Below are 18,926 nucleotides of genomic sequence, written 5' to 3' on the forward strand. Positions count from 1 at the left end.
CCCATAATACAATTTATACAGAAAATAGCGTATGTAGTGTTTATAATCTATAAGATCTTTTTGATTAAATACTTGAAACTTTAAAAAGTCATAAGCATTATGGTTTTCAACGCTTTCAAGAACCTTAGAATATTCATTTCTAATCTCAATAAACCTTCTTTTTCCTTCTTGTTTTTCAATAAAAGGCAATTCAGATAATAAGATTTCCAAGTCAGCGTATAAGTCATCAAGTTTTATATAACAATTTTTTAAATAGATAATTCGTTCTCTATAATTTAGTGAATTTACACCGACAGTTATTCCAAACAAGAAAAGTGATGCTATTACTGTGAAAAGGGAAAAATGGGTGTTATCAGTGGTATTTAATGACCAAATGGATATACTCAAAATCACTAGTGTATAGTAATTAATTAAAAACTGGGTAACCTTGTTAGTAAAAACCAGCCTATCAGAAGTATTAATTCTACACTTTCGAGTAATCCAGACTTTATTAGATAGACTTTTTATTTGTTCTTCGTTCATCTAGTTCATTCCCATCACATATTTGCATATATATAATGTGGAGTTCCCCTTAAAATAATTACATTTTCACTTTTACGAAAAAAGCCAAAAATGTGCTGCCGTCAAACACCACACTTCTTTAAGGTTTACCTTGAAACCTTGTTGATTAGCCACGTTCCTTTTTTAAACGGAACCTTCTGATAGATTTCAGAATAAGGGGAACTCCCTATCTATTTTTACATTTATTAACTATATAGTAAACCTAAAATACTTATATTCTATTTATGAACCTCTATGAAGCTAGGTTTTTATATTGTTAAAATTACCCTAATCTCCAAATATTAATATTACGATTATTTCTTACAACCATTTTTATCACAAGTAATTTTGGAACTAGTATTTACCCAGTGACTTGATTTTTCCTTCGTATTGAATCCGCAACCAGTGCTTCCACCTTTTGTCCCACTATGAACAATTCCAGTTGGTATATGTTTAACAGCCATCTTTATCACCTCCTTAAATTACTAGTTTTATATTTAAGATTATCTGTCCTATAGCATAGGAACAGTCACTCACAAACAAAAAATGCCAGTCATTAATAAAAGTTCCTTAACCTAACTTTTTCTAAAATGACTGACATCCGCTGTTATAATCTATATTCACCTTTTGATTCCGCTGCTTGTATACCCCAATCCGTTACTTCCGTATGCTCCGCCATCAACTCCGCTTGATGCATTACTGTTTCTAATGCCTTCTTCGCCTGATCAGGTGGATAATCATACTTTCTTAAAAGCCTCTTAATAATTCGCCTCATCCCAGCACGTGCGCTCTTCCTTACATGCCAATCTATTGTCATGTTGCGTCTAATCGCTTGAGTCAACTCATTGGCTATTTTAAGTAATACCTCATCTTCCATTAATTCTTTGACAATAGATTCAGAAGTTAAAGCATCATAGAATGCAATCTCATCTTCATCTAATCCTAGATCCTCTTCTTCTTGTCGGGCTACTTTCATATCTTTTGCCATTTGAATTAATTCTTCCATTACTTCGGCATTGGTAATTGCTTGGTTTTTATATTTGTTCAGCGATTGTTTAAGCTTTTCTGAGTACTTCTGAGATTTTACTAGATTGCGTTTTTCCATTGTCTTAATATTACCTTCTAGAAGCTTTTTGAGCATTTCAACCGCTAAGTTTTTATGTTCATAAGATCGTACTTCTTCTAAGAATTCCTCAGATAAGATAGAAACATCAGGATGTTTTAAGCCCATAACTTCAAAAACATCCACAGCTTCTTCAGAAATAATGGATCGTTCTAGTAATTGACTCACACGAGTCTCTACTTCCTTCTTTGATTTACGTTTTGGCTGTTTTTGTTGGAGCTTATTAAGACTTGCTTTAACAGCTTTAAAATAACTTACTTCCATAGCAACCTGTTTTCCTTCGTCTGTTGCTGCACAGAGTGAGTGGGCTTTTGCTAATTCAGTTGCAGTCTGTTTGAATTCTTTTTGTTCTTTCTCATTTTTACCAAAGATAACGTTCATTCCACCAGTGATAGCACGAATACGTCCAGCTTGTGAAGTACCCATATAAGCCGAATAATCATAGCCATGCATCATGTTTTGTAGAATTTCAAGTTTCTCTTTCATCACCGCAATGGCTGCAGATGTATCAATGCCTGTTGTCTTTTTATCACTATCGGTATATTGATTTAATGCTTTCTTTAAGCTTTCTAATATACCAATATAATCAACCACTACTCCACCTGACTTATCTTTAAACACACGGTTAACCCGTGCAATTGCCTGCATTAAGTTATGTCCCTGCATAGGTTTATCAATATACATGGTGTGCATAGAAGGTACATCAAAGCCTGTTAACCACATATCACGGACAATAACAATTTTTAATTCATCGCTATTATCTTTCATACGTTTAGCTAACAGATCACGACGTTTCTTTCCACCTATATGGGCTTGTAGTCCATCTTCGTCCCCTGCACTACCTGTCATGACCACTTTAATTTTACCTTTATCTTCAACATCAGAATGCCAATCTGGACGAATACTAACGATTTCATTATAAAGAGCTACGCAAATTCGGCGGCTCATACAAACGACCATCGCTTTTCCATTTATCGTTTTAGATTTTTCCTCATAGTGATGAACAATATCTTTAGCTAATTGCTTAATACGGTTAGGAGAACCAACAATAGCTTCAAGACGAGACCATTTTGACTTGTATTTCTCACGCGTTGATTCTTCCTGATCCTCCGTAATTTCTTCAAACTCTTCATCAATACGGTCTAGTTCCTCTTCATTAGCTTCCAAGCGAATAATACGATTCTCATAATAAATTTTTACAGTTGCCTCGTCTTCAACAGCACGTGTCATATCATAAATGTCAATATAATTACCAAAAACAGCTGGTGTTGATTTATCCTCTAACTCAATAGGTGTACCTGTAAAACCAATAAAAGAGGCATTAGGGAGTGCATCACGTAAGTATTTTGCGTAACCATATTTCACATCGCCTGTTTTCGTATTTGTCTTTGCAGAGAAACCATACTGACTACGGTGTGCCTCATCCGCGATAATAATGACATTTCTACGATCAGTTAGGACAGGCATTTCTCCTTCTTCTTCCGGCTTAAACTTTTGAATTGTCGTAAAAATAATTCCGCCTGATTGCCGCTCATTTAGTAAATCGTATAATCCATTTATTTCTTTAGAGTTTTCTTTGGCCTGTTGTTTCTTCTGCTCATTACTCAGCTTACGGACTTCTGCCTGCTTCGGTGTTTGTCTTAATATATCTTGTGATTTGGAAAAAGTATTATAAAGTTGGTCATCTAAATCATTACGGTCTGTAATCACAACAATGGTTGGATTATTTAACTGATTAATAAGCTGACCTGTATAGAAGACCATTGAAAAACTTTTACCAGATCCTTGCGTGTGCCAAATAACCCCAATTTTTCTGTCTCCATTTTCACTTGTTGCAGTTTTCGTATGTTCCACCGCTTTTTTTACAGCAAAATATTGATGGTATGCAGCCATTATTTTGGCAATCGTCTTCTTATCACCAATTTTTTTACCATTATCATTGCGTTCTTCTTCACTAGATTCTTGAAATAGAATAAAGTTTTGAATGATATCTATTAAACGTTCTTTTGAAAGCATTCCTCTTAGCAACACTTCATACTGAGGTACTTCCAAGGGTTCAATTGTCTCACCATCAACCGATCGCCAATTCATAAAACGTTCCTGATTAGCGGTAATAGTACCCGCTTTTGCATTAATTCCATCTGACAGAACGCAAAAAGCATTATAGTAGAACAAGGAAGGAATATCGCGTTTATACGTTTGAATCTGTGAATAGGCATTATCAATGCTAACATTTTCATCCGAAGCAGATTTAAGCTCAATAACAACGAAGGGAATACCATTGATGAATAGAACTAAATCCGGGCGACGTTCTTCTTTTTCAACAATCGTAAATTGATTGACCACTAGAAATTCGTTATTCGATGGTTCTTCAAAATCAATTAGAAAAGCCTTCATAGAGCGATTTTGACCATCTTTATGAAAAGATACATCTATGCCATCAGTAATTAGATTGTGAAAATAGCGATTGTTTTCTTCAAGACTTGGACTGTTAAAGGCAATGATTTGACGAAAAGCTTCTTCCAATGCCTCGTGTGGCAAATGCCTATTATTCTTAAATAAAGCATCCTTCACACGGTCCTCTAAGATAACAGTTCTATAATCTTTCCGTTCCGGTCTTTCCCCATCTGAACTAATTTCGGGTCCAAAGATATACTCGTAGTCAAGCTCTTGAAGAATCTCAATGACTGCTTCTTCTAGCTTATCTTCTGTGAAATTTTCTAGGAAACTCATTCACCTCTCTCCTTTCTAAAACAGGGGTTATATTAATACCTTTCTGACAATCATTCCTCATTCAATGGAATACGGACTTCTCCAGTCATAAGTCGAGGAATTAAGGTATCTCTAACTTTTCCTAGCAATTCCGATTCCTCGTTATTTGTTTTTACTTTTTCAAATAATCCTTGATAGAACTTTTCATAAGAGTTCATTAAATTATTATCCGGTATTAAGATTTTTGTGTTTTTTATATCTTTTTGTGTTATCAGAGGTTGTGTTGAACCTCTATTTAAGGATTTATAATCTATGGAATTCAAAATATTATAGGTAAACCCATAATACTTTGATTTAATTACTAAAGTATTATCAGAAGCCCATATTTTATTAGTGAACGTTTGTATAACTCCATGTGTACCAACTCTTCCTATTATTAATACAGGTTCGTTATAGTTAAATTCGGATGTGTAACCCATAATGGAGCTTGCTCCAACAATAGGAAATGGATGTTCATTACTAAAATTATCTTGTTTATCCTTCGGGCGTTTACCACTAGATATGCTTATAATATCTCCTAACTCTCCAAGGTTCCATCCTTTTGGTATTAAGCCTAACCCACTCTCAACCATTTCTCCACCACTTGATTTATACGGCTCTCCATTTTCATTCGGGAACTCGAAGTTAACAAACCAATGTTGAAACAACGCTTGGGCTATTTCTTCCAGCTTTTCATTGATTTGATTGTTTGTTTCAATTTTTTCGTCTAAGGTTGAAAGGATGTTTGCTATAGCCTTTTGTTCATCTAATGGCGGAATTGATATCTTTGTTTTTTCTAAAACATCTCTTTGCGCCCGTTGACGACCTGAAGTACCAGTCATTGATTTTATCGCGATATTTCTTAATTTATCAGATATTGATAAATAATATATAAAATCATTATGTGACTTCTCTGGTATTTCCCGCATGACTATGAATTCAGTAGATCCAAAACCTACTTCATTCTCATCTAGTATGTCAACCTGCGCAGTTTTTCCGTTCTCAAGACAGGGAGTTATTCGTGCTAATAAAGTATCACCATTTCTAAACTTTGTTCCACTTTTAAATTCAGCATATTCATATCCAGTAATTTTCCTCTGAAATTCTGCTAACTTATCCATTCCAATCTTTTTAGCTTTAGTTCCTTTTTTTAAACTTTCTCTGGGGTTAAATAAAATAACTTCATCAAGGGATACTTCTTTCCAATCGTTAAATGTCAAAGCCAATCCCCCCTAAATTCTTCTTAATTTCTTCTTTCAAGCGGTGAGATTTATCAAATAACTCTCTTAATTCTCCAGTAAGAGTCTCCATTTTCTCTTCAAAAGGAATTCCATCATCCGCAACATCACCTAATCCAACATAACGTCCGGGAGTCAAAACATATTCGTTTTCACGAACTTCATCCAATGTAGCTGATTTACAGAATCCTTTAATATCATCGTATGCTTTATCTTCTTTACGCCAATTTCTATAAGTGCCTGCAATCTTTTGAATATCATCTTCTGTTAGCTCTCGCAAACGTCGATCGACCATTTGTCCCATGTTTCGTGCATCAATAAACAAAATCTCATGTTCATGACTTTGATAGTTTGGATTGTTTTTCTTATTTCGGTTTAATATCCATAAAGAAACAGGAATTCCAGTCGAATAGAATAACTTGTCAGGTAAAGCAACAATAGCATCGACTAGATCTGCCTCTATTAGATTTTTACGAATCTCACCTTCATTAGATGTATTAGAACTTAATGAACCATTCGCCAATACAATACCTGCTGTTCCATTCGGGGCAAGGTGATAGATTATATGTTGTAGCCATGCATAGTTCGCATTCCCATCTGGTGGTGTCCCATATTTCCAACGAACATCATCAACTAATTCATTTCCTCCCCAGTCACTTATATTGAAAGGAGGATTGGCAAGAATATAATCAGCTTTTAGAGTCTTATGCAAATCATTATGGAATGTATCCGCATGATGTTCACCGATATTCCCTTCAAGGCCACGAATAGCAAGATTCATCTTAGCAAGTTTCCAAGTAGTTGAGTTCAACTCTTGACCATATATAGACAAGTTTTCAATTTTACCCTGCCTACGTTCTACAAATTTTTCACTTTGTACAAACATACCGCCACTACCACAGCAAGGGTCATAGATTCGGCCCTCATATGGTTCAATCATTTCAACCAGAGTTTTTACAACACTTTGCGGGGTATAGAACTCTCCCCCACCTTTTCCTTCTGCACTTGCAAATTTACCAAGGAAGTATTCATAGACACGGCCAAGCAAATCCTTTTCTTCTTTACTGTGTAGTTTTATTGTAGAAATCAGATCAATCAGTTCACCTAAACGACGCTTATCAAGCTCTGGACGTGCATAACGTTTATCTAAAACACCTCTAAGCGATGGGTTTTCCTTTTCAATCTCAATCATCGCTTCATCAATATATTGACCAATCTTTGGGTCTTTTGCATGATCTTTAATGAAGCCCCAACGTGCTTGTTTTGGAACCCAGAAGATGTTTTCGTATGTATATTCATCACGATCTTCTTCAAAACCATCTCCTTCTTCAAGTAACTCATTATATTTGGTTTCAAACTTATCTGAAATGTATTTTAAGAAAATTAATCCTAATGCAACGTGTTTATACTCAGATGCATCCATACTTCCACGTAATTTATCCGCTGCTTTCCAAAGTGTTTCCTCAAATCCGATCTTTGCTGTTTCCATGCTCTAAAACTCCCTTTTTAATAGTTATGGTCATCTAATACTTCAAATAATTCGCTTTCAAACTCATCCTGTTCAGGGCCTGTAGAAACCCAATCCGGTAGCACCTCCAAATAATGTGCCAAGCCCTCAATCGTTTTATGGAAAGTCGGTTCATGCTGTGCTTTATCTAAAAGTTCCAAAATTAATTTAAATGTATCTAAATAAGGATGGTGTTCTGTTTTATTTATCATTTCCCGAAACTTTTCAATAAGCTTCGCCCTTTCAATATCATGTTCAATTTGATTTATTTCCTCTTTATCATAAACAGGAACTTCAACAAGATCATTTTCATCACCAATCAGAAATTGTTCTTCATGTTTCATTATAACAGGTTGAAGATCTCGTTTTAGTTTCTCCTTTTGAATCTCCAGCTTTTCCAGTTCGGTTAATTCCTTAGAAAAGTATTTAGCCTCTATACCAAAAATGTTCTCCAAAGTCGGTAGATGCTTTTTAGAGATATTTTGCTTCCCTTTAATCCATAGGTTAATATTTTGCTTTTTAATGCCGAGTTTCTCAGCTAATTCAATATGCTGCATCCTATAAAGATCTAAGATGTATTCTAAACCTATCAATTGATCACCTACCTTAAATATTGTCTGAGTCAATATATAGTTATATTGTAATAGGAAATTTGTATACAGTCAATGATTGAGTTAGGTCGTTCTTCAGTTTATTTAGTAAACAGTGGTTATTAGAACTATTGGATCAACCAAAAGTATATACTGTTTAACAAACTATCACCTTGACACTATGAATATAATTGCTTAAAAAAGGCGATGGAGTATTGGGCTATTCGTTGTTCTTCAAAAAAAGCGTGACCTGATTTCAAAGACATCAGGTGAACTCGATATTAGAAATGTTTAGGCTTTTAATTCTGCAGCAAAAATTGAAGAGGACAAACCAAATGGAAGATCTCCCATATTAATATTGTTGTTTTAACGGAAAAGGCAGTCCCCCAAGACGTTAAAGATTTAACTTCCCGGGGGACAGACTTTTTTCCTTGATTTAGAAAGTGTAGATGGTTTAACGCTTAGCTTTTAAAAATGATAAGATTTATTTCTTCGGTTTACTTAAAGCGTTCTTTACTTCGCTTGGTAGAATTCCCATAAAATAGTATTCTATATTATCCCAAAACCATTTTGAGTAATTTAGAATTTTCTCTTTTGGTGAATTCCCTTCTTGTTCTTTTGTAAAAAGATACTTCAACATTTCAACGCTTGTATAATGTTTATCTTGGACATCTTTTAATATGCTATTTTGATAAAAATCACCTTGTTTAATAGCTTTTTCTAATGGATAAATTGAGTTCATTCTTAAATATATTTGTGGGTTGTTTCCACCAACAACTTGATAATTTAATAACCTTCGACTCTCTCCAATTCCAAGTGCTGCTATTTTGGCATCTAATTCAATACTATTTGCCCTCATGTAAAATGTAAGTATATCACCATCGTTCTCAACAAAATTATCATTCGGCTTCAATGTTGCTAACAAACCCCTTTTAATAAATGTTGTGAATAAATCTCCATCTAAATGAATGATATACCTCGGTTTAGAATCTCCACTGCTTGCACGCTCAGATATAAATTTAACCTCTTTTATTTTTGAGTATTCAAACGCTGCGTTAATGACCGTTTGTGCAAACGTCATTGCTTCAAATTTATCAGAGATTTTTAATGCTTTCATAAAATGGTATCCAAGATCCTCGACTGAAAAATGTTTACCAGATATTTTATAACTATTAACGAATGTTTCAAATGCCTGTAAGATTAAATTATACTTGGAAACAATTGACTCATCTGTTTCATTGTTATTTAATCCTACATATACTCCTGAAGCATATATAAACTTTTCAAAAATAGATTTATGCTTCAGTTTCTCTCTTTCTTCCGCTGTGTGCAATGCAAATTTGAAACTTGGAAAAGACATATTTCTATAATGTTTCTCCCATATTCCACTCAAGTTAACCTGATATACAGCAGAATAACTCTCACTCTGTATTTCGTATAGCTTGCTAAAATATCTTCCTAAATTTGAATGAATAAATGTTCTTTCTAATTGAGGAGTAACGAATATTAAATCATTTCCAAATAGACTTCTTGGTCTTGCTACAAAGGGAGAGTATCCAAGCTTATTTGGTGATGAAAAGTCTTTTTCGATCATTAATAACACTGTTTTCACTTTATTATCTAATGAATCTTCATCACGTTTGTTTTGAACAAAGATATATTTAAAATCCTCTGGACTAATAATTAAATTACGGTTATTATTCTTTTCTTTATATACTGATAAAACTTTTTTCATAACCTCTATAATTTGACTCTTTCGGATCGCCGACATACCGTATAGCTGTTTAACTTCATTCATATCACGATTTAAAAAATCAATTAAACCAAATCCATTAGCTACTTTATCCTTATCACGGGCTGCTCTTCCGACTTCTTGAATATAATCAACAACATTCCCAGTAGGAGCATAATGGTACACATTTGTAATATCAGGAATATCGATACCCATTCCAAAAGCTTTAGTTGCTAAAACAAATTGTAAATCTCCACTTTTGTATTGATATAAAACCTCATCTTTTTCCTCTTTAAGAAGGCTTCCGTAATATTTACCTGTAGCTTTAGCAATATCTGGTTCATTTTGTGTTAAAAAGTTACTGAAATCCGTCAACAATCTTACTGTTGGGAAATAAACTAATGATTTTTGTTTGTTTTTATGGGCCTTTTTTAAATGTTTCAACGCCAATGCGTGCTTCGTTTTTCGATAATCCCTTCCTTCTTTCTCTAAATCTTTCTCACTACTTTGAACAACCATAATTAACTCATCACGACGAACCTTTCCGAAGTATGAAATAGGACTTATCATATTAAGGCTATTTCTCGTATCTAAATACATATCTTCTCGGCCACCATATATAGCCGTTGCAGTGAAAGTAACGATAGGAAATTTGTATTCTTTCCTCAACTTAGCTAGATAAATACCTAAATACCAATAATCAGAACGAAATGATTTTCCCCAAGTAGTTACTATATGAGCCTCATCAATAATCACCACACCAATATTTCTATTACCAATCAGCATTTTAATATCGGATCGAGCTTGTAACGTTTCAGGAGATAGGTATAAAATATCAACATGCTGATTTTGAACTTCATCAAGTATGCGTTCTTTTTGGTAAGGTGGGGTATTTCCGTTTATCGTAGCTGAATTATTAATACCTTTTCTATGCATACTTTCAACTTGATCATTCATTAAACCAATTAATGGTGATATAACTAAAGTTAAAGGCTTATCATCTGTATATTTATTTGCTAAATATAACGCAGGAACTTGAAACATCACTGACTTTCCCGCTCCAGTTGCTGCAGTTATATATATATCACGAAAATCTTCAGCATGTATTGCTTTTTCTGCCTGAATGACTATATCATCGATAATTTGGGCTTGCGAAATTTTTATCGTTTCTTTAGATTGACTCTCTATGTTCTTATAAAACTCAATTTCCTTGTAATTATCGTACCCATAAACGTTATTCAATATTTTTACATAGGCATCTTCATTCTCTATTACTTTTCTTCTTATTGATAATGTTGTAAAATAAATTTTTATATCAGAAATATTAGCGATAATATTAATACGTGCTAAATAATTATTAGGTAACGACTCACTTGCCCCTGATAAAACAAATAAAACATTATTGGTATCTTCTTTTAATATAATGTTCATAATAAGATCTAAAAATGGAAGTTCATCATCTGATAATTCTATTTGCAAAATATGCTCTGTTGGGTAATCATCGCTATATTCAAAGTCATAATCCATCTCATCATAGTATTTGAAGGTCAATGGCTTTTTATCAAATTCTGGGTAAGTCACATAATAATTACCACTATGCTTTGAATAATCTATTTGTCCATAAAACTTAGAAACATTTTCTAATACCTTTAACTGGTCATTTTCTAATTCATTATCTTCTTGATAATATAAATAATGGTAAATGCTATCTACATTTGACAGTGTATCTCTGTATGGATACTGTTTATCGAATAAATTATTTTCGATTACCAGCAAAGGCATTTTATTAATAGCTTCTTGTTCTTTAAATAATTGATATTCTTCAATCGTCATCCATAAATAATCTTCTGTAAAAGTACGATGTTTGATAATGTCTTCTATTACTTGTTCTTCTAATGTTGACAAATCTACTTTATCGAAATAGTCTATATCAAACGAAAAGTACTTTTGCTCTCTTTTTAGTTCACTTGTATCAAAACCTTTTAAAACAACAATAGATGGTCCATTTTGCTTCACTATTTCCTCAATTCTATTTTCAATATTCATACATATACTCCTTTAGCACTCTTGTCGTTTTTGGTTTTCGAAGCTTCCTAAGCGCTTTTGCTTCTATTTGTCGAATTCTTTCTCTTGTTACATTAAATATTTGTCCAATTTCTTCTAGTGTCATTGTTTGATCATTATTAAAGCCTAAACGATAATATAAAATTTGCATTTCTCTCTCTGTTAATTCTCCTTGAAAAATATCATCAATTATATTTCTTAGCTCAATCTTATAATATTCTTCATCTGGAGTTTTTAAATTTCCATCTAAAACTAGTTCACCTAATGCCGTACTTTCATCGTCCCCAACTAGACGGTCAAGACTATCTAAATTACTTTGTGAAATATAAAAACGTAATTCTTCAATAACATCAATTGGCTCTTCCATTGCTTTGGCAATTTCAAATGTTGTAGCTGGCCTAGCTAATTCATTCCACAGTTCATTCTCTATTTTTATGAATTTATTCATTTTTTCCCTATAATGAACTGGAATTCGTATTAATGTTGAGCAATCCGCTATTCCCCTAGTAATAGCTTGTCTTATCCACCAAGTTGCATAAGTTGAAAACTGATAACCCAAGGAAACATCGAATTTTTCTGCAGCCTTTAGTAATCCAATAACCCCCACTTGATACATATCGTTTACATCAAAGCCCACTGTTGCTAACCCTGAATAACGCTTTACAATCTTCCAAACTAATTTTCTATTCGCTTCAACTAGATTGCTAATTGACTTCTTTCGTTTGGATTCATCTCCTGAATGTATTTGATTTAAATATTCAATATTCCATGACTTATCGATAACATCTTCGAGTGAATCAACATGGCCAATGAAGCTGTCATCATCCAGTAATGAATGTAAATCATCTTCAAATAAGTCATCAGGTAGATCGAAATCAAAGTCATTTTCATTTTTCTCTTGCTGTGTATCGTCAATAATGATATAGCCTTTTCTCATTAGATCGCTTAGAATATTCTCTTGTATACTTTCATCTATATTATTTTGATTGAACCAATTTTTAAGAATACTTCTGTTAATTTCATTTTCTAGCTCGATACATTTAAACAACTTCAATAAATTTGCCTTTAATACAGTTTTGGGGTGATCAATGATTTCAATTTGCAAAGCGTCTAGTTCATCATAAACGGTAAACCTTTCTTCGACTTTAAGTGTGTATTCTTTAAACCACTGGTCCACAATATTCTGCTTTATTTTACTACCAAAACGAAAATTATCGTTAATATGGGAAATTAGATCATCTAGCTTTTTATTCATTGCATCACCTCCCAAACCTACTAAACTTATATTTATTAGTTGGCTTGTAATCTTTAACTGCTTATAATTAAAATTTGCAAGCAATTACATAATTTTGATCGAAAGGAAATTACTTAATCATTTCTAACAAGATGGAACAGATCAAATTAATCCAATCCCTCAATAACATTTCTAAGCCCCATCTTAGTATAAGCATTTAACTTCCCGTGCTTTAATACTTCATTTGCTTGTTGGAGCAATTCTATATATTTCCATTCAGCATCATTAACTGTCTGTATTATTTCTTCTTGCCCATCTATTTCAACATCAGGAAACTCAATATCCTCAATATCCCTTGTAGTTAATGCTTTTACCGTTCCACCCTTTTTCATCCCCTCAATGAGAGCCACACCAACTGGACTATCAAGGAAAACTTTAATGTACTCCGGCTTATATGCCTTATCCTTAATTCTAATTCTTATAAACATATTAGATAGTACTAAAGGTTCATTATGGTCAGGAACGATTGCCACTTTATAAGCCGTTCCACGACTAGCAATAATAATGTCTCCACTCTCAATCATGTAACGTTCAGCATTTTTAACTGGAATGACTTCAATACTATCTAAGTCTATTTTACCATCTTCTACATCCTTTAGTTGGATAACCTTATATCCTTTTTGTCCTTCTTTAATTGTATTCTTTGCTGGTAAGTTAACTCCGCGCGATAATTGGGCTATCTCTTTTAAAGTCCTCTTATTTTTAACCTTTTCATCATATACAGCTTTATTTATAATGACATCACCAAATTGGGTTTCCACAGTTTGGCTTGTAAAATATTGATTTGGATTTAAATTAAATTCATTTTCTATAATCTCTGGCAGTTTAGCAATTTTAACATCATCTGTATCTGTTGAAGAACGTTCATACATAGCAACAATTGTTTCAATATTGTCTTGTGTTAAATAATGTTGTGATCGTACTTGGCTTGTAGACTGTTCTTCGGCATTTATAAACAAAACTTGTTGATTTCTACTTGAATGCTTCTTATTATTTAATACTAGTAGCACAGTTTGAATCGTTGTATACGACAAGAGTTTATTTGGTAATAATACAATAGCCTCGATAATATCATTGTTGACAATATATTCTCTAAACGCCCTTTCAGCATGAGAACTTCTTGATAATACTCCTACAGGAACTATTACAGCGGCTTTTCCTGTTTCATTCAAAGATGCAACTGTATGTTGTAAAAACGCTAGATCACCATGCATTCTACTGATTTTTCCCATTCTACCGCTAAAACGGCCATAAGGATCATAATCCATCATTTGTATATTGTTTAATTTCAAACCAAAGGGCTGATTCATCGCAATATAATCAAACTGCATTAAGTTACTATCATTTTCTATAAATGCGGGAGAGAACAATGTATCACCTTTTGCAATTTGAAATTTTGATAAATCTATTCCATTTACAATTGCATTCATGTAAGCTATAGCAACATTTGATTCATTTATCTCTTGCCCAAACATTGAAATGTCATTATTGAAACGGTAAGCTTCAATTAACGATCCCCCAATTCCTGCTGCTCCATCGTACAAACTGCCATTAGAAGGATTTAATATTCGTATCATAAGTCTATTTAATCCTTCTGGTGTTACAGATGTTCCTAACTCTTTTCCTTCACTTTCCATTAGTCGTTGTATGAGATGTAAGAAATATTCACCAGTTATTTTTGTATCTTGAAACTCTTCTATTGTTAGAGAACTTTGGTCCATAATCATTAGGCAATCATACAGTACATGGTCTCCTATCTTTGAAAGAGAAAAACTACTTAGCAGATCTAGATTAAAATCATTGTTATGCGCAATCTTATGAAATAACTCATCAATCAGATTGCCTATATTATAGTGAGAAGAACTGATTCTTTCCCACGACATATCATCTGGTATAGTTATTGAATGACTTTTATTTACTAACAAGAATTTTGCTGTAAAAATTCTACTTCCTACTTCATGGTATTGATAAGACTGTACCTCTCCTCTAAGTCGTTCGCCAATTGCCCTACTTGTTTTATTTGCTCTTAATTCAATGTTATCCATCAAAGCAACAACTCCTCATTAATGTATTAAATTTATTCTAATAAGGTATTTCAAATTCCTTTTAATTATCTTTTAATAAAAAGCCACGTTCTCGTGGACAGCATTTATAACACTAGAAATTCCTTTACTACGGTGATAAACCACTTTAATTCCAAATTTATCTGCAACATCTTTAACTGCATACATTGTACCATGAGATACAGCTGATAGTATAACTATAACACATTCAACATCTTTTAATAAGTTGCTGAAATAATTTTTGGTCCCTTTTCTTTTTATTCTTCCATCATGATATTTTAACTCAAAATTTAATGTCTTTAACTTGTCCTCGTATCCTTTTTTATTATCACCACCAATAATGGCAACCTTTTTCATATTTACTCACTCCATCTCTTAAATTTCTAAATCCCTAGTAACATTTAAATACGTAGTAATCTGTTGACGTTTACTACTTAATAGGTCTGCTAGTAACTTAACGTCTGATTGTGTTACCTTTGCCATTCTACTAATGTGTTGTTTTCTCGTATTACCTTCTCTGTTAACATTCTTTTTCAGGACTGTCTCAAACTTTACTAAATTCCCTCTAGGAGTGATCCTATAGTTATTCAATCCCATTATGCTTAATAGCGTATTGAACTTTACTGCTTTCTTTTCATGGTTAACAAATTTAACAATTGGTGCAAATATTGCTCTTGAATCTATTTCTACAGTTTCAACAACAAACCGAATTTCCCCAAATACTTCTGAAAGGTATTTTAAATTCCTTTTTTGTTCCTCCAAAAGTAAATCACGTTGAAACATACTTTGATTATTTGTCGCTACTCTACTTCTTTCTGCAACTGTTCTATTCATAATAGAAACCCTCCCAATGTTTTATAAAGTTTTAACTTCATTTTTCTGTCTAAAATAGTTATATCATAAATCATCAATACTTGTAAAGGGTATTTGTAATTCCTTTTTAAATTTTTATTTATTCCTTTTTCAAATGTGAAAAAAGAGAAGGCAAACATCTAATGTCGGATTGCCTTCTCTGTCTACTATTAGAATAGAACTACTCAAACTGATTTTTAATTTCAATTACAATTCACGTAGGTTATTATGCAAAAAAGTATTAACTCCATAATCAACTGTAATAATACGGATTTTATATTCTTCTCGTAGTTTTTCGATTATAAAAGATAGATAATCGGAATTTCTTGAAATTCGTGATGGATCGCTCACTATAATCGCATCGATTTTTTCTTGTTGTGCATCTTCAATCATTTTAATAAAATTTTTATTAATATTGCTTCCTAAACCAATATCCGCATAAACAGAATCTAAGTACCAATTGTTTTGAACAATAAAATCCTCGATTATTCCTGTCTGTTTTTGTAAAGAATCCTCTTTATTTTTTCCATTACTAGTTCGAACATAAGCAAAACATTTCATATTTTGTTTCTCTCCTCAAAAATTTATTTGTTATTAAAATATACTTCATCGACTTGTGTAAAACATTGTATCCTCGTTTTTTGATATTTGAAGAGGATACCAAAAAGTTTTTTAATATTTTTAGACGATAATTTAACCATATTCTCTAGATCCGAAATTATCTTCTTGCTCACTAATACATAAGCATCATACTTGTTATTGATAAAATTGAATTCTATCCTTTTTATCTTTCAATTTGAAAAACATCATGAAATTCTAAACCTAATTGATTTGATATTTTCTTTGCAACCGCTGGGCTAGGGTTTTTCTTATGATTAACAATTTGGTTAAAGTAATTTTCACTTAATCCGGTATGTCTCGAAAACTCTCGTTGAGAAAATCCTTTTTCAATTAACATTGCTCGTAGTTTATCGGAATCTTTAACAATGATTTTCATGTTTTAATTTTCCCCTCCTTTTGTTAAATGCGTGTTCTTCAAGATAAATAAAAAGAGAAAACCACCTTTAAAAGACTGCAGCATAAACACAACGCTGTCACTCTATAAAAATGGGGTTTTCCCTTTTTAGATCTATATTCAATTCTACTTTTTTACTGTTACAACTATATTCTAACAATCTTTTTCTATATTTTAAGGATCGAACACATTTATCCACTTCATTTTAAAAACATCTTTGCCAATTCATCATTTTCCTGTTTAGATATTATTTCTCTTACACTCTCTTCGGGCATAACAACTTGGAATGTCATCTTTTCAATACGGCTCTTTATCCTCCCAGCAGGATACTTCTTTTGGAGTGACTGTATCGGCATATTAGATGTGATAATAGTCGGTCTTTTGTAACTCATTCGCTCATCTAAGATTTGCGTCAAAACCTCCTCCGACCAATCTGTTGTTTTCTCAACACCTAAATCATCCATTAACAATACTGGAGCTTGCTTAAATGATTCCATTAAATTATAAAAGTTTCTGTTAGGATCTTTAATAGAAAATGAATGCTTCATCTCATTTAGCATATTTACTACCGAAATATACATTGGCTTGATCTGATACTTGATGATGAGTTCGTTGGTGATTGCAATTGACAGAAGCGTTTTACCAGATCCTTTTACATTACTATAAAAGTATAATCCTTTGCCCATGTCCTCCAACTCTGGATATTGTTCTACATAGCGTGTTGCAATTTTCTTAGCATATTGCGCTACTCTACCATTATCGTTTATCTGATAGATTTTTGTATCGAAATCTTGGATTCTTTTATTTAAATATTCATCTGGTATTCTAGCAGTCTTAATTTTACGCAACAGTTCTTTGTATTCTCTGCATTTACACATCATCATATATTCATATCCATTTTCCTTAATAACATGAATCAGTCCAGATCCATCACATTCTCTGTACATACAATCATCTGTTGCTTTTGTTAATCTACCCGGCATCTTGTATAATGGCTCAGCCGTATCGTTGGAAGTATTCGTCTTGGGCAATATATCCTGTAGCTTGTTCATCCTCTAAAACCTCCTGTTGATATTTATATGCTTGATCAAAAATGTAATTTGCTACATATCGAAATGTCCGAATATTATCTAGCTTGTGTTTCGGTTTAAAGTTATTGAAGCAATCTTTTATCCAACCAATAACTCGATGAGTCTCCCAGTTTTCGTCTACAACATCCCTAATCGCTTTTTGATCATTAAGCGATAACTGCTTGTTTTTGCTAAGACCCAAGTAGGTGTTACTAATTAATTCAAATTGATTTGTATCATAAATGTCAATTTCATCTTCAATCCATTCATTTGGCGAAGAAGTCTCTGAATTAATTTTTGGAGTAATCTCTGTAGTAATCTCTGGTATTGCTGTGCAATCATTGGGCTTCGAATCATCTTTTTCTACATTCGGAGGAATCGTTTGTTTGCTCGAAGTATCATTTTCTTTAATTCGTAATAACTGTTTGTACTCATTTATCGGATATCCCAAATTGCTTAAATCTAAGATGACTTTCACCAAGTTCACACGATATTGTAATGTCTTATCCCACTTATACCGAGGGTTGTTTCTTCTTTTAACAAAATCTTTTTCTACTATTTTACCTAGATACTTTCGAATCGTATTCGCCGATACACCAAGCATCACTTCATCCGCCAACTCATCAGCTTTCTTGTAAATCCAACCGTGTTTAAAAGACCCTTTATATGCTGAGTCATTATATAGATGTTCTCTTTCCTCAGCCTTATATTGTTCAGCATCTTTCATACGATCTATCCAGTAAATTAATTGACCTAAGATTACAGCTTCTTCCATGCTGCTTGTTAATGCCACCAAATCTTCTCTAATGACAGCCTTTTTTATTTTTCGCAATTTAATACTCTCACCTCTTACTAAATATATTTTCTAACCTAGTTTGAATTTTGTTTTCCGAATATCATCTCCTTGTCTACGTCTGCCATTTGAATTTTTCAAATAAAAAAGAGAAAAACCCAAGACAGACGTAGCAAAATCTATACACAAATATATGTGCATATTTCACTACTTCCTCTTGGGTTTTTCCCTTATTGTTGAGAAAGTCGTTCAAATTATTTATTTGACTATCATTATACAACTATGATTTTATTT

Annotated in this window: 15 protein-coding genes; all 15 read right to left on the reverse strand. The window is 32.8% G+C overall.

Features of this window, described 5'->3' with window-relative positions:
- Positions 1-522 (reverse strand): SLATT domain-containing protein (locus SPD53_RS13260; protein ID WP_336252836.1); only part of this gene is annotated, 522 nt, incomplete at its 3' end.
- 332 nt (positions 523-854) lie between these two features.
- Positions 855-1,004, reverse strand: a complete 150-nt coding sequence (locus SPD53_RS13265; RefSeq protein WP_216884232.1) for a hypothetical protein — start codon at positions 1,002-1,004, stop codon at positions 855-857.
- Between the two features lie 143 nt (positions 1,005-1,147).
- On the reverse strand, positions 1,148-4,396 hold the full coding sequence (locus SPD53_RS13270) for a type I restriction endonuclease subunit R (RefSeq protein WP_336252837.1): 3,249 nt from the start codon (positions 4,394-4,396) through the stop codon (positions 1,148-1,150).
- A 50-nt stretch (positions 4,397-4,446) separates the two neighbouring features.
- Positions 4,447-5,634: a restriction endonuclease subunit S gene (locus SPD53_RS13275; protein WP_336252838.1), complete on the reverse strand. Its 1,188-nt coding sequence runs from the start codon at positions 5,632-5,634 to the stop codon at positions 4,447-4,449.
- Positions 5,624-7,141, reverse strand: coding sequence for a class I SAM-dependent DNA methyltransferase (locus SPD53_RS13280; protein WP_336252839.1), 1,518 nt, complete (start codon positions 7,139-7,141; stop codon positions 5,624-5,626). Before SPD53_RS13280 ends, SPD53_RS13275 begins: the two co-directional genes overlap by 11 nt.
- 17 nt (positions 7,142-7,158) lie before the next feature.
- Positions 7,159-7,752: a helix-turn-helix domain-containing protein gene (locus tag SPD53_RS13285; protein ID WP_336252840.1), complete on the reverse strand. Its 594-nt coding sequence runs from the start codon at positions 7,750-7,752 to the stop codon at positions 7,159-7,161.
- A 481-nt stretch (positions 7,753-8,233) separates the two neighbouring features.
- Positions 8,234-11,527 (reverse strand): DEAD/DEAH box helicase, encoded by a 3,294-nt coding sequence (locus SPD53_RS13290; protein ID WP_336252841.1) that lies wholly within the window; start codon positions 11,525-11,527, stop codon positions 8,234-8,236.
- Complete coding sequence (locus SPD53_RS13295; RefSeq protein ID WP_336252842.1) at positions 11,517-12,800, reverse strand: sigma-70 family RNA polymerase sigma factor; 1,284 nt, start codon at positions 12,798-12,800, stop codon at positions 11,517-11,519. Before SPD53_RS13295 ends, SPD53_RS13290 begins: the two co-directional genes overlap by 11 nt.
- 146 nt (positions 12,801-12,946) lie before the next feature.
- On the reverse strand, positions 12,947-14,884 hold the full coding sequence (locus SPD53_RS13300; RefSeq protein ID WP_336252843.1) for an N-6 DNA methylase: 1,938 nt from the start codon (positions 14,882-14,884) through the stop codon (positions 12,947-12,949).
- A 72-nt stretch (positions 14,885-14,956) separates the two neighbouring features.
- Positions 14,957-15,259 (reverse strand): DUF2325 domain-containing protein, encoded by a 303-nt coding sequence (locus SPD53_RS13305; RefSeq protein WP_239429126.1) that lies wholly within the window; start codon positions 15,257-15,259, stop codon positions 14,957-14,959.
- Positions 15,260-15,277: 18 nt separating this feature from the next.
- Positions 15,278-15,736 carry a hypothetical protein gene (locus SPD53_RS13310; protein ID WP_336252844.1) on the reverse strand — a complete coding sequence of 153 codons (459 nt, stop codon included), beginning with the start codon at positions 15,734-15,736 and terminating at the stop codon, positions 15,278-15,280.
- A 225-nt stretch (positions 15,737-15,961) separates the two neighbouring features.
- Positions 15,962-16,315, reverse strand: coding sequence for a recombinase family protein (locus tag SPD53_RS13315; protein WP_336252845.1), 354 nt, complete (start codon positions 16,313-16,315; stop codon positions 15,962-15,964).
- Positions 16,316-16,538: 223 nt separating this feature from the next.
- The gene (locus SPD53_RS13320) at positions 16,539-16,751 is read right to left on the reverse strand and encodes a helix-turn-helix domain-containing protein (RefSeq protein ID WP_062351179.1); all 213 of its coding nucleotides are present in this window, start codon (positions 16,749-16,751) and stop codon (positions 16,539-16,541) included.
- 218 nt (positions 16,752-16,969) lie between these two features.
- The gene (locus SPD53_RS13325) at positions 16,970-17,821 is read right to left on the reverse strand and encodes an ATP-binding protein (protein ID WP_336252847.1); all 852 of its coding nucleotides are present in this window, start codon (positions 17,819-17,821) and stop codon (positions 16,970-16,972) included.
- Positions 17,766-18,632, reverse strand: coding sequence for a hypothetical protein (locus SPD53_RS13330; RefSeq protein ID WP_336252848.1), 867 nt, complete (start codon positions 18,630-18,632; stop codon positions 17,766-17,768). Before SPD53_RS13330 ends, SPD53_RS13325 begins: the two co-directional genes overlap by 56 nt.
- Between the last annotated feature and the right edge of the window lie 294 nt (positions 18,633-18,926).

The sequence above is a fragment of the Oceanobacillus sp. MO10714A genome (assembly GCF_037072045.1).
Lineage (GTDB): Bacteria > Bacillota > Bacilli > Bacillales > Amphibacillaceae > Oceanobacillus > Oceanobacillus indicireducens.

Excerpts from the sequence above, each read along its gene's own strand:
- SPD53_RS13265 (WP_216884232.1), bottom strand. The coding sequence starts at position 1,004 with ATGGCTGTTAAACATATACCAACTGGAATTGTTCATAGTGGGACAAAA.
- SPD53_RS13270 (WP_336252837.1), bottom strand. The coding sequence starts at position 4,396 with ATGAGTTTCCTAGAAAATTTCACAGAAGATAAGCTAGAAGAAGCAGTC.
- SPD53_RS13280 (WP_336252839.1), bottom strand. The coding sequence starts at position 7,141 with ATGGAAACAGCAAAGATCGGATTTGAGGAAACACTTTGGAAAGCAGCG.
- SPD53_RS13290 (WP_336252841.1), bottom strand. The coding sequence starts at position 11,527 with ATGAATATTGAAAATAGAATTGAGGAAATAGTGAAGCAAAATGGACCA.
- SPD53_RS13295 (WP_336252842.1), bottom strand. The coding sequence starts at position 12,800 with ATGAATAAAAAGCTAGATGATCTAATTTCCCATATTAACGATAATTTT.
- SPD53_RS13300 (WP_336252843.1), bottom strand. The coding sequence starts at position 14,884 with ATGGATAACATTGAATTAAGAGCAAATAAAACAAGTAGGGCAATTGGC.
- SPD53_RS13305 (WP_239429126.1), bottom strand. The coding sequence starts at position 15,259 with ATGAAAAAGGTTGCCATTATTGGTGGTGATAATAAAAAAGGATACGAG.
- SPD53_RS13310 (WP_336252844.1), bottom strand. The coding sequence starts at position 15,736 with ATGAATAGAACAGTTGCAGAAAGAAGTAGAGTAGCGACAAATAATCAA.
- SPD53_RS13315 (WP_336252845.1), bottom strand. The coding sequence starts at position 16,315 with ATGAAATGTTTTGCTTATGTTCGAACTAGTAATGGAAAAAATAAAGAG.
- SPD53_RS13320 (WP_062351179.1), bottom strand. The coding sequence starts at position 16,751 with ATGAAAATCATTGTTAAAGATTCCGATAAACTACGAGCAATGTTAATT.
- SPD53_RS13325 (WP_336252847.1), bottom strand. The coding sequence starts at position 17,821 with ATGAACAAGCTACAGGATATATTGCCCAAGACGAATACTTCCAACGAT.